Origin of the sequence: Flavobacterium sp. CSZ, assembly GCF_015350725.1 — a bacterium.
In the GTDB taxonomy this organism is placed as follows: Bacteria; Bacteroidota; Bacteroidia; order Flavobacteriales; family Flavobacteriaceae; genus Flavobacterium.
Map to the genome: position 1 here is coordinate 69091 of NZ_JADKPQ010000025.1, position 14002 is coordinate 83092.

Annotated in this window: 7 protein-coding genes; 1 reads left to right on the forward strand and 6 read right to left on the reverse strand. The window is 37.0% G+C overall.

Annotated features, from left to right (window positions below; all coding sequences use genetic code 11):
• Window positions 1-7: 7 nt before the first annotated feature.
• A complete protein-coding gene (locus IRZ78_RS22985; protein WP_194619344.1) occupies window positions 8-277 on the forward strand; it encodes a hypothetical protein in 270 nt (89 codons plus the stop codon).
• 125 nt (window positions 278-402) lie between these two features.
• Here the strand turns inward: IRZ78_RS22985 and IRZ78_RS22990 are convergent, their stop codons facing one another.
• The 6 genes from IRZ78_RS22990 to IRZ78_RS23015 form a co-directional block, all read right to left on the reverse strand.
• Window positions 403-2634, reverse strand: a complete 2232-nt coding sequence (locus tag IRZ78_RS22990) for a DUF6055 domain-containing protein (RefSeq protein WP_194619354.1) — start codon at window positions 2632-2634, stop codon at window positions 403-405.
• A gap of 164 nt (window positions 2635-2798) precedes the next feature.
• Window positions 2799-4997 (reverse strand): alpha-galactosidase, encoded by a 2199-nt coding sequence (locus IRZ78_RS22995; protein WP_194619356.1) that lies wholly within the window; start codon window positions 4995-4997, stop codon window positions 2799-2801.
• A 245-nt stretch (window positions 4998-5242) separates the two neighbouring features.
• Entirely contained in the window at window positions 5243-6454 is a 1212-nt protein-coding gene (locus IRZ78_RS23000) for a Xaa-Pro peptidase family protein (RefSeq protein ID WP_194619358.1), read from the reverse strand.
• A 190-nt stretch (window positions 6455-6644) separates the two neighbouring features.
• On the reverse strand, window positions 6645-8795 hold the full coding sequence (locus IRZ78_RS23005; protein ID WP_194619360.1) for a family 43 glycosylhydrolase: 2151 nt from the start codon (window positions 8793-8795) through the stop codon (window positions 6645-6647).
• 387 nt (window positions 8796-9182) lie between these two features.
• Entirely contained in the window at window positions 9183-11285 is a 2103-nt protein-coding gene (locus tag IRZ78_RS23010) for a beta-galactosidase (protein WP_194619362.1), read from the reverse strand.
• Between the two features lie 7 nt (window positions 11286-11292).
• A complete protein-coding gene (locus IRZ78_RS23015) occupies window positions 11293-13983 on the reverse strand; it encodes a DUF5695 domain-containing protein (RefSeq protein ID WP_194619364.1) in 2691 nt (896 codons plus the stop codon).
• Window positions 13984-14002 lie beyond the last annotated feature (19 nt).

Genomic DNA, 14002 nt, shown 5'->3' on the forward strand with positions numbered 1-14002 from the left:
AATTAATATGAAACAAAAATTAAAATGGTTATCCGTTTTTTGTTTATTCATAAATATAATTCAGATGTACTTTATTTATATCATTCCCAAAAATGATAGCGTGAGCGGGCCTTTTTTATGGCTGGTGTTTTCGGTTCCCATTACGATTATTCAGGTTATTCTGTTCCTGCGTTTTCTGGTTACAGAGGAACACAAGAAAAGACAGCTTCTAATTTTAGGGATATTAAATTTCGTTTTAACAGCTTTACCTTTTGGCATTTTACTACAGTATTATTAGCAAGAAAAGGAAATTCCACGAAAGTGAAATAATAGAATTACAGGTAAGATTTCAATCAATAAAAAAACGCTATAAAGTAACTTTATAGCGTTTCTATTTTATTAGAAATAATATTTAAATCCTGATTACTCCTTCAAAAATGTTCTGCTCTCTGTATTACTTCCTCTCTGAATATTTAGCAAATAAACACCTTTAAGCAAATAATTGCAATTGTAGGCAATATCGATTTTTCCAGCTTCATAGACCTTATCCGTAATTGTAGCTATTTTTTGTCCGTTAATATCAAACAATACGATCGTTACTTTTTCTTGTTCGGTTTGTAGAAAAGAAATGTTCAGGTTTCCTTTTGTTGGGTTTGGGTAAACATTTAAATCTGTTTGCGGATCAACAGATACTTTACTTGTACTAAGCGTAGTTACAGTACAATTGGGAGTGGTGCTAAAAGCCATTTGTGCAGCAGTAAAGTTGGTAAATGTCGCATTAATATCGATATTAGAAGTATCACTCGCGCCTTTACCATCGCAATTGTCTCTTCCGTTTCTCCAATACGGAAATTGCAAATAAACACCCGGTGTAGAGCAGCTACCAATTTCTGCATCGCCGCCGACTACAACCGAACTGCCAAAGTCTCCCGCAAACAACATTGCATTTCCTTTTATGTTGGCTGTATTTTTTACAGAACCACCTTCCATCCAGGCATTCCCTTCAACAATGGCGCTGTTTGATAAAGTCGCATTGTACACACAGGCATTTTCTCTTACAATCACACTGCCACTTATCGTTCCGCCATCTACCAACGCGTAATCATCGATACGTGCATTTCCTGAAATAGTTCCGCCTCGTACAACGGCATACGGACCTACATATACTGTAGAAGCTACAGTTGCATTGTTGGATACCCATCCGCCTCCGTTTGTATGTAAATGTCCGTTTGTTTTAAGAAAACTTCTAAAATTTGCGGCAGGCTGAAATCCTTCCGGAGTTGCATTTGCAATTTTTAGTTCATAGGGATATCTTCTTTGTTTTGGGTAACCCACATCCATATTATAATTGACATGCACTTTTGGCGCAGCAAAAACTACAAGATACATATTGGCTTCTGTAGAGGTATTAAGCCTAAAAGAAGCTTCGCCATCGGTTTTATACATTGGACTGTAACGCGAAATAGTACCATCGGTTTTTGTGGTAACAAAACCATAACGCCATCCGGCCTGGGTGGTATTTACCTCTGTATGTCCTTTAAATTTAATGGTAACTTTCTTTTGCGTTCCTGTACAGGTTGGGTATAACGGAATCACATTCATTCCGTAATCCTGTGGCGCCCAATCGTTGTTGGTGTAATATTGGTCTGTTGTTCCTGTTACTTTTGTAAGCAGCGTGTACTGTCTGCTGGTGTAACGAGGCATATTTGTTTTTATGGCATTGTAAACATTTCTGATGGTTTTCCCGAAATTACTGGTTGTGTTGATTTGAGAATTCCACTGAATAGGATAATCGAATGCCGGTTGTCTTTGTGCATATCCCCAAAGATAATCGTCGAGCTGATCCTGAGTAAATCCTTTTAATCTTTTAATAGTTTCAAGGGGATGTTCTTCATTGATCGATTCTGCCCACATTCTTCTGGTAAAATCAAAACCTTCTTTTTCCTGAACATAATACATCAAATGAAAATTGGTGTAATGATGTCGGTTAGAGGACCACATAAAATGTTTGGTTTGTATCCAGCGGGTCAGAGTTCCGTCAATTTCTGCCCATTGCGGATACGCCTGTGCACGCATAAAATTGGCATGTCCTTCGTAAAACGGACTCGCCCAATCGTATCCTGCAAATGCTCTTCCGGCACCGGGATTTTCCTGAATGCTCATCATCATTTGCAGCGTATGGGCAAACTCATGCGATAATGCCCCGCCATCTCTGGTCGCTTCGGGATGCACGAACATGGCGCCAATAGTATTACTAAAGGAACTCGCTTGTGCGAAAGCTTCTAATCTGGGATCTGTAGAATTCCAGGTGTTCATCATCATAATAATGATCTTGTACTTCCCGAAATTGGTTGTTGGCGCATTATTTACAAAATGCAAATCAGTGATATAGCGTTTAAAGCTAGTCTCGAGCGTATCTGCAACCGATTGGGGAGTAAATCGTAAAGCAGCATCGGCATAAGCTGCAGGATTTGTGCCTACTTTATCGCCCCAATACAATACAAAATTTGTCGACTCGTACTTTCTGGAGTTGGATACTTTATTATAAAATTCATTGTTGGGGTCACTCCATTCTGTGGGAGTAAAAAGCGTTTTCTGTGCAATTGCAAAATAACTGGACAGAAAAACGACAACTAGTAGTAAAAGTTTTTTCATAGTTTATTTAATTAATAGGTTAAGAAATAGCATTCTTTTGTAAATGTAAAAACAACACTAATCTATTTATAAGACAATATTATCTACATTTAATACTATTTTACCTATTTTATTAAATACACTTTTCTGTTTTACAATAAGTTACAAAATTACAATTCCAAAAACTACTCAACAACTGTAACCTCTAATACAACGCTGCTTTCCTGCTTTGAAGAAGAAACTTTCAAACCTACTTTCATCAGGAAATCTCCCGAAAAAACATTCCCTGATGCTTCAAAAGTATTTTTGGCTTCAGGCATAAGATTGATTTCTTTGACGATGTATTTTTTTAAAGGATCGAGTCCTTCTAATCGTACCAGACTATAATTAGGATCTGTTAATGGATGCAAAGTATAAGAGAAAACAACCGACTTGGTTTTGTCCTGATTCACATACATTAGTACTGCCCTGCTTTCTTCATAAGGCGAAATCAAGCGATACAAATCGCCTTGCCAGATTACCGGACTTAGTCGTTTGTAATTGGCAACTGCTTGCTGACAAAATTGCAATTCGTTTGGCTTTAATCCTCCAACGTGAATATCAAAACCCAGTTTACCCATCATGGCAGCATCAGTTTTAAATTTAATGGACTGATTTCCCATAGAGGTAACGTGATTACAAGTTGCAAGTGCCGGATAAAAATTAGAATATCCCCATTGAATAAACACACGATCAAAAGGATCTGTATTGTCGCTCGCCCAAAACTCAGTAAAATAATTTAGAAATCCGTAATCGACCCTTCCTCCTCCTCCGGCACACAGCATCATAGGAAGATTAGGATATTTGGCTTTTATTCGGTCAAGAACTTTGTACAAACCTTTTGTATATTCAATAAACAAATGCGATTGCTGATTTTTAAGATAAGTCGAATAAGCGCTTGTCATCATACGATTGCAATCCCATTTAAAAAAAGCAACTCCCTGTTTGGTTTGCATGATATCATCGACAACTTTAAAAACAAAGTCCTGAACCTGCGGATTGCATAAATCAAGAACCAATTGGGTTCGATAAATATTCTTTTCTCTGTTAGGTAAACTCAATACCCAATCCTGATGTTTTTCGTAAAGTTCTGTCTTTTCGTTGATCATTTCCGGTTCGATCCAGATACCAAATTTTACATCGGTTTTTTTAGCCTGTTCCATTAGAAAACCAATTCCGTTTGGCAATTTCGACTTTGTAGCCTGCCAGTCTCCTAAACCAGATGTAGAACCGCTTCTTGGGTATTTGTTGCCAAACCAGCCATCATCCAGCAAAAACATGTCTACGCCCAATGTTTTGGCATCTGTAAACATATTGGCCAACTTGTTTTCGTCAAAATCAAAAAAAGTGGTTTCCCAATTGTTCAGTAAAGTAAGACGTGGTTTTTCGCCATCTTTAAGACCATATTTTCTGGCCCAGGCATGCAAATTTCTACTCGCCTGACCTTTTCCGTGATTCGAAAATGTATAAATAAAAACAGGCGTTTTAAAAGTTTTTCCAGGTTCGAGATTGTATTCTGATGCAAATTCGTTAATACCTGAAATAATTCTTAACTCGTTATTGTTATCAATATCAAATGTATATTTAAAGTTTCCTGACCAGGCGATTGTGCCTGCGATCACTTCACCCGTATTTTCGCCCGATTTTGAATTTAAAGAAAGAAAAAAACTTGGAGACGCAAACATATTCGTGCGAACTCCCAATTTCGAATCGATAACCTTGATACCTCTGGTAAGCTGACTTTCTTCCATTCGAACTTCCTCAACCACATCGCTATAAAATTGTGTTAGCCAATATTGATCTGCATCCAGATGCAATGCCGATGAAGCATAATTGTACAGCATTACCGGTTTTTTCTCATTGTGCTGAATTTCTGTCCACGATTCGATTACATTTTCTTTAAAGAATGTTTTATAATGAAGATTGACAAAAACCGGATATTGAGGATCTTTTAATTTGACAATAATCTCAGCCGTATTATCATCTGTTTTTTGAACTGTATGATTTTGATATTCTAATTCTAATGAAGGATTTCCGTCGTTATGGGTAATTCTGATAGCGGGTTCAAATAAATTATCAGTTCCAAAAGTGGGGTACGCTGCATGACGCAGATCGATTAATGGATTTCCGTCATTGACCACAAAATTTTTGGTGTTTTCTTTTGAAACGGCTTCATATTCAGCGCTATTATTCAGTTTTCTTCCCAAATACGTCTGATACAATTTTTTGTTTTTACCAACTTTTAAAACTAAAGCCGAACTTTCGGTCTCTATCTTAATTATCGAACTTTCCTGCGCCTGAACAGGCAAATACATAATAGTCAGTAAAAGTAAAAATCGCTTCATTTTTTTATTTATTTAATTAATGATACACCGCATTACAATGTTTTTATTACACACAATAAATTCTCATTTTTGTCATCCTGAAGAACGAAGGATCACACTAGAAACTCGACAAAGATTGGCGGCTCCTTTTGCGGAATTTCTAGTGTGATCCTCCGTCGAGATGACAAACTAATCTAAAATCCTTTGCTTTACAGAGTTGCTTGTGAAGATTTCTCGCTCCTCGAAAAGACAAACAGAGTGGATAATTAATATCCAAAAGGATTATCAATACTCTGCATCGGCGTAGTAAACCATTTTGCTCCGTTTTCGGTCATGTAAAAATGATCTTCATGTCTGATACCAAATTTCCCCGGAATACAGATCATCGGTTCATTACTTACGACCATTCCTTCCTGCAATTTTATTTCGCTTCCGCGTACCAAATACGGGAATTCATGAATGTCTAATCCGGTTCCGTGCCCTACTCTGTGCGGTAATCCCGGTAAATCATAATCTGGGCTTAGTCCGGCTTCCGCCAAAGTTTTTCTTGCCGCATCATCTACAGATCCGCAAGTGGCATCGATATTAGCCGCTTCAAAAGCAGCGAATTGAACCTTTTGCTCCAGATTCCAAATGGTTCTGTATTCTTCCGAAGGATTTCCGTAAGCATATGATCTTGTAATATCCGAAAGATAACCTTCTAACCTACAGCCTGTATCTACAATCACGGCATCATTTTCTTTTAAAGGCTGAGGAACCGAAACTCCGTGAGGATATTGCGTATCATCGGCAAATAAAACAATACAGAAATAAGAACCCGAAGGTATTCCTGCCTTAATATGTGCTTTATTAATAAAATCAACCACTTCGTCAGCTGTAATTCCGGGTCTTAGTATTTTGGCTGCAGCACGCTGAACCTCCATAGTAATGTCTTTTGCTTTTTGAATAATGGCAATTTCATTCTTCGATTTTTGCATTCTGCAAGCCGCCGTAATTTGTTGCGCATTTATAAAAGCGTATGAAGTATTGGCTTTAGCAACTCCATCTACTAAAAAATAAGGCGAAGATTCATCAATGGCAATTCTTCCATACTCAGAGCTTCTGTCATTCAATATTTTACCAAATAAAATATAAGGCAACTCATGTTCTTCCCAACAATTAATATTGGCCTGAACTTTCATGTATTTTTTAAAAGTACCTTCTTCAAATTTTGGCACTATATATTCTAAAGAACCATCATCAAACAATAATGCACCGACCATTCTTTCAGAAGCATTCCATTTTGTTCCTGTAAAATAATACAGGTTGGTTCCCGCGTTAAGATAAATGGCCTGAACAGAAAGTTCTTTCATTAAACCAATTGCTTTCTTTATACGTTCCAGATATTCCTTCAACTGAATTGGCTGTACATCCTGAGTCCTGTTTTGTATTTTTTCTAATTCGATTGCAGCTGTCGAACCGCCTATACCTATTGTCATTTTTTCTATTTAAAAATTATAAAGTGCTAATTTAATTAAACACATAGAAACATAGTATCATTGAACTCAAAAAAGACGTTCCACTTCCATCAACACATCCCGATGCTTCGGGACTATGTTTGAGAAACTTGTTTCTTTTTGATTTACTTTTTTTCCAAAACCATAAAATCTATGTTTCTATGTGTTTAAATTAATTGAATTCAGTTTTAGGTTTTGTTTGTTTCATTACTTCCAATACATCTTTTGCATTAAGCGCATAATCGTACAAACGCAAAGAAGCCATAAAACCAGAGAAATTTTCTCCAATATCTGATGCTCCAATGATAATTTTAGCTTTTTCAATTGCAGAAGATAACAGCATCGTTTGCGAATTATCGACAACACCATCTACATATATTTTCTCTACTACGCCATCAAAAGTTAAAACGATATGATGCCACTTATTAGTTTCGGGAACTTTATTAAATTTCATATCAAAATGACCGTCTAAATGTACTCCGGCGCCATAACTTCCGCTGTTGTATGCCAAAGCATTGTACGAATTGGCTAAATTAAATTCATTGCGATCGCACCATGATGCCAGAATTTCTCCTTCTTTGGCAACGTCAGGATTTTTAACCCAAGTCGCAACGGTATAAGAACCATTCCAGGCTAAAGATTTTGGAACTGCTTTATCTAATGTCAATGCACCATTTTTAAAATGAAAAGCTTTAATTCCATCCGGCTTTTCTAACGCTATTTCGCCGCTTTTTGTAAAAGTTCCTCCAATCGAACCTTTATTCGAAATGGTATTTATAACTGAATTGTTCGCTATTTTAGACGCATCAAGATCAACTAACAATTTCTTAGTGCTTTTTACGGCAGGAAGTATTTTTGATGGTACATTTTTTAATGTTAACGGAAGATCAAATAACGAACTATAGACTTTGATGTTCCAAACTGCTGCATACAATCCGGTTTTTTCCGTCGCTAAAACGGTTAGTTTTATATAACGTGCCGTTACATCATTATCATCAATCATTGGACTTCCTGCTGTACGATTTTTAGATTGATCAGCATAGACAAACCAGTTTTTTCCGTTTACAGAATATTCCAGTTTGTATTGGTAATAATAACTCGCGAATTCAAATTGCGTCATCACCCTTTTTATGGTTTGAACCGTTACCAAATCGATGGTTAAATCCTGAGGCGATGTGTTGTTCGCTGCTTTCCACATTGTGGCATTGTTATCATCTGTCGCATACGAAGGTTTATATTCGTAATCGTATTGGGTCGATTTTAAGTGATAACAAGATGATGCTGTTGTTGTTTTACCAAAACCAATATCCTCAGGTACAGTAGATTTTACAAGATCATTTATACCTTTACTTGTGGGTACTACTTTTTTTATAGTCGAATCATTTTCGAAAATCATTTTATCGATACAAACCTGTCTGGCAAGTCCGCCCCGGGTCATAGGATAATCGTGTTTATGATACACGATGTAGTAATCGTCATTCTCTTTTAAAACAGAATGATGTCCCGGACCGTGCACACTTTGATCTTCATTCGTACTCAGAATTGGGTTATTTTTTCCAGGCGTAAAAGGTCCGTAAGGAGAATCAGAATAGGAATAGCGAACGTTGTAGGTTTCATCATGACAAGAAGCTCCGGAATACATCAAGATATATTTAGAGCCTTTTTTCATCATATAAGCGGCTTCAAAAGGTTCCGGAGTTTGCGCTAAAGGAATATTAGCTGAATGAACCATTTCACCCATTGTTTTTTTGTTTAATTCACCCACAGCATATCCGCCATTGTAGTGTACCCAGGTTCCCCAATATCCGTAGATTTTATCATCGGTATCTTTAAAAAACTGCGCATCCAGAGACGGATAACCTTCTCGTGGATATCCGTTTGAAATTACGGGAACATCCTTTTCGCTTAATTTTTTCCAAGGGCCAACAGGCGTGTCTGAAACATATCCGTAAATATTACAGCCTATTTCACAATTTCCAAAATACAAATAATATTTCCCATCGTCTCCTTCTACAATATCCGGAGCCCAGAAATTCGTAATCGATTTTGCCGAAAAAGACGGAATTTCCATGATATAATTGTACCAGTTTTTAAAGTCTTTACTGTACCAGACTGTAGGTGCGCCCGATGCCAGCATTTCATTATCTGTCGTGGCATAGATATAATAAATATCGCCAAACTTTTTAATGGTAGGATCGGCAAACCACCCCGGCAAAATAGGATTTTGAGCTCCGGGCGTGTTTACAGGAATATCTTTTTGGGCAAAAATATTTCCTGTAAAAACAAGTGCAATAAGACTGTAAAATAGTTTCTTTTTCAGCATTGTAATTATTATTTTTTTGAAGATCTTTTGTTTTGGATATAATTATTTTGACACATTTATTCTATATTGATTTTAAAATTGTGTACATATTTTTCTCTCGCAGATTTGGCGGATTTAGCAGATTTATTTTAGGAAGTCTTGGTTTGACTTTATTAAAAAAGATGTAAAAAGATTTTTTTTAAAAACAGCGCAGTAAATCTATATACTACGGCTGAAAATTTTAAAAAATCTGCTAAATCTGCCAAATCTGCGAGAAAATTTTAAACATATAGAAACATAGTTTTTTTTAACTAAAGGCGGCTCACTATTTAAACAAACAGGGCTTCTCCCGAACTCTCGGGACGCTCTGCCTGACACCTATTATTAACTTGGCTTCAATTAATTCTATCAATATTTCCAAACCAGTACATCAGCAGTTTTTATTGCTTTTGTACCAATAATAAGTTTTGCCTTTTCCGGTAAATTGATGTTGTATATTTTATCTGAATAATTGACCACAATACCAAATCCGTCACGATAATCCACCATAATGCCTTCGGGATAATTTTCTATGGGAGCATTTTGTTTTTGGTACAACTTTCTCAATACTTGCTTTTCAAGTTCGCCGTTTTTAGAATCTACGCCAATATAGGTAACGGTTCCTTTACCTAAAGTACGCGAAATAATAGCGGGCGTCCCGGAGTAAAAATCTCCTTCGTAGGTGGCCCAAACTTCTGTTTCTTTATTGGGTTTCAATAAATCACCCCAACTTGTCCAAGCAAATTCCTGATTATTAAATTTAATTGTACCAGGCGATTGTGGCATTAAAAGATCATACGATTCTATTTGAGATCCAATTAAATTCCACATAGGTTCGTAAAATTTCGCTTCCCAAAGATGTCCCTGACGGTTTTGAATTCCGGAGCGACAACTCAATATTAAATTCCCTCCATTCTTAGCATAAAGTGTTAGTTTATCGATCATTTTTTGATCAATCATCTGATAAGCAGGCACTATCAAAAAGGGATACTTAGAGAAATTAGTTGTATCGCGCACAAAGTCAACCGGCGCGCCAAAAGATTTTGTCGCTTTATAATATTTTGAAAAATGTCCCAATGTATTCCATTCTTTTGTTTGCTTGTTTAGCTCAATGCCCATCACATTATCAGCATTGAATAAAATTCCGGTTTTACGTTTTAAATAGTAATCCGGCAATGTCGCTTTAGCATCGTATTTTTTTCGCAGTGTATCAATTTCTTTTATAAACTGGCGAAATTCTGTTCCGCCAACAGTTGGCGTTACTCCATCGGTGCCGACAATTCCGTAATGAAATTGCTCATAACCGTACAATGGCGCGCGAAAACGATAGGTACAGGTAAATTTACTTCCGCCGGCAAAAACATGCCACAACCACATACGGATACTTCCCGGCAAAGGCTGCGGATTAATACTTCCCCAGTTTACTTGTCCCGGCTGTAATTCCATACAACCATACATGCCTTTCAGAGGGCGAAAAAAGTCATTCGACATTCCTATACTCGCGTAATCGCCTAAACGATATCCTTTTGGTCCGATGCCCAAACTTCCTCCGTAAACTAAATAGCGTGTATAACAATCAAAATCGAGTTCTTTACTCATTCCAACAAAACTTTCATCATAGTTGGATCTGTAATTAGATGTAATCCATTGGTCTTTGCTTACCTGTTTTCGTATGGTAACTGCCTGGCTGTCCAGAAAAGTTGCCGTTTCCTCGTCGGCAAATCGATAATGATCTAATTGAGAATGCAGATTCATTCCCCATTCTTTGTGTAACGGAATATTAATTTGATTAAAGTCAGAATAAGTTCCGCTCCAGAAATTGTTTCCCCAAGCCTGATTTAAGGCATCAATAGTGGTATATTTTTGCTTTAGCCAATTGCGATAACGCTGTTGTGCATCTGCTCCATAATCCAGAAAACGGGACGGTTCATTGTCGACCTGCCAGCCGATGATATTTTTATTATTGCCATATCTTTTGGCTAATTGCTCAATCATTTTCAGCGAATAGCTTCGATAATAATTACTTGAAAATGATGCGTGTTGTCTCGAACCGTGATCGGTTTTGGTACCATCTTCATAAGTTGAAAGAATATCCGGATGCTGGCGAACGAGCCATACCGGAGGAGTGGCTGTCGAAGTACACATAATAATTTTCAGCTTGTATTTTGCCGCAATTTCAACCGCTTTATCCAGCCATTTAAAATCATAAACACCTTCCTGAGGTTCTAATTGTGCCCAGGCAAATTCGCCAAAATGAGTGAATTCAAAACCCATTTCGGCAATTTTTTTCAAATCACGATCCCATTGACTCTGATCCCAATGTTCAGGGTAATAATATACCCCAACTGTGGTCAGGTCTTTTTTCGGGAAAAATTTATCGAAATTTTGAGCACCGGAATGTAAACCCGTAAGTACTCCAAATACAGTAAATAGTATTTTTTTGAAAAAGTGTTTTTTTGATTTTTGCTTCATTACATCTTTATAATTTAATTTGAATCGCTTTCGTTTTCAATGCAATTTTATAAGCGCCTCTTACTTTTTCGTAAGACAATTTTACATCCTGATCAATTCTTAAATAAGCATCTGGAGTATAGGCATTTTTGGGATCTAAAGTAATTTTAACTGCACCTGTTTTGGTATTGTAACTTACTTTTTGAAACGTTCCCGCGTCTAATGTTAACCATATTTTTTTGGCACCAATATATACTTTAGATTTTGCCGCTGTTGTAATTTCTACTTCAACTTCATCGCCCTTTTCTTTTAGATTTCCTCCAAAAGCCAACCAGCCCAAATCTTTTTCATTGGTTATAAAAGTGGCTGTATTTACGGCATAACCAAAGAAACCTGAACCATAATCTCCGGATAAATAATCGATTCTAAGCGTTTCAGGATAAGAATGAAATGCTGAAGGTCCGAAACCATCCTCGGTAATATTAGAAATTCCTCCTAATAATCCTCCGTAACCTACTTTTAGTAAATGAAAATCATCCGGTGTTTTTCTGAATTGTTCCAAAACCGGAATCGCATTAAGAGCTGATCCATAATGATGAATCTGGCGCTCTACTCTTGACAATTTTCCACCGTACAAAAAGTCCCAATACCTGCGCGCGTTTCCGTTATACGCCCAGTTAGGCATTGTTGGCATATAGGCTAAAATAGCATCAAGCGTGATCTTTGCTTTGTCATTGTATCCAAAATAATCCGACCACATATATACTTCTTCCTGACCTGTAGAATCCCATGGCATTTCGCTCCCAAAAGGATAATTAAGTGTTCTCCAATGATCGGCTCTGGCTTTCATTTTGGCTTCCAGATTATTAGCCATTTCGGTATATCCTTCGGTTTTTAAATCTTTCAAAATCAATAAAAAAACCGTTCCTTCCATTTGTCCAAACTGAGCATAATATGGCGCCAGTGTTGTCATAGCAATACTGGTTTCGTAAGCATTTTTCAGGTACCAATCCCAAGTATGATTCGTAACCAAACCTTTGTGGTATCTGGCCAAACGATACATCGTCCAGTGTGCTGCGGCAACGTGAGGGTAATTGTAAGATCTTCCCGGATCATCCGATCCTTTTTTGTCCCATGCTGCCCAGGTTTTATAATTCACCCCTTTACTATAAGTTCCTTCCGGCATTAAAGTAGGTTCGTAGTAAAAAACACTTTTTTTAACTCCATATTTAAGCGTATCGGCTGTATTGTATTGAATTCCTCCCCAAAGTGTTTTATCAACAAATTGTTCCAGTTTTACGATTTCTTCTTTATTGGGTTCGATCAATTGTTTCATAATAGCGCCCAACCAGCCGCCTGCTCCGCCTTCGTCACTTAAACCTGCAATCCATACACGGCTGTCCTGAGTTATTTGTTTTTTGGTTTCGTAATCGTAAGAGATTACAGACGGGTTTCTGTGAAAAGGATCGTTTTTCTCATCAAACCATTGTGCTGTTGTCGAGAAATGACCAAAATCTGCCACCACATCTTTTTCGGATTTTATTACTTTATAGTTTATCGCTTGCTCTAAGCCGTCTTCATAAGTTACGGTTAATCTGGCTCTGCCCCATTTTTTTCCGTTTACTTTATATTGAAAATATCCTTTTTCGTTTTTTCCTTTTGCCTCGATTGTCAAAGCGCCTTCCGGTTCAATTTTAAAGGATTTTACGGCTTTTTTGTATTGTAAAAAAAGCTGTCCGTCTACATCTTCCGGTAATACATATCCCGGAATCCCTATCGCTACAGGGCGTTCTTTTTCGATTAATGTTTTTTGAATGTTTTTAATTTCATCCACCAATACTAATTTTAAAGAAAAGTTTTTCGAAGCTCCCGCAGCAAGTGTTAACGAAGTTGGTGTATTCCATTGTTCTGCCGATTTCCATTCGTTCTCGGCGTAAGCTTTACTTAACGGCATCCACTCATGAAATCCTTCAAATACAATACTTCTTGGTGTAATATCATCCAATAGCGGACGATAGGCTTCAAATGGCATATTTTCTTCAGGAAGTAATAACAATGCAGGACCGTGACCGCTTAATCTTTTTACTTCAAGATAACCTGCATCTTTTCCTATGTACGGATCAAAAAATACATTTTGAGCGTGAGTATCATCCAGTGATTTTCCTTCCAGAATATTATTAAAAACCATAGGAATTCCTAAAGCTCCAATTTCTATTGCTGATGCTGAATTATTAGTAATTTCAAAACGCATTATTAAATCTCCGTTTTTATCTTCATAATAACGCTTTACCGTCAGCGGAGTTCCTGCCGTAAAAGTATTTGAAAGATCTGCTGCTGCCAATGTAGTTCCTGAAACGGGTAATTCTTTTACCGAAGCACGTTTGGCAGCACTGGAATAATTTTTCCAGGCACCAGTGGCATCTTTAATTCTAAAATTAATATCTCCAAGATGGTAAAGTCCGTCTTTATCCCTGATCGAAAGTCGGTCGCTGGGAGTAAAATCAAAAGTTTTATCTGCTACGGGAGACAAAGCGGCTACGGTTTGAGATGATTTTAATAATTTGAGCTGAAATGATTTGGTACTTAAATTAAGATATCCCTTATCGATTTCCAGTGTTGATTTTTCGGCTTTAATTTTATCCCAATACTCCTGCGCCTGCAGATTATTTGAAGCAATTGAGCAACAAATCATCACAGCTAATAATGTTATTTTTTTCATATTTCTTATTATTATTTTA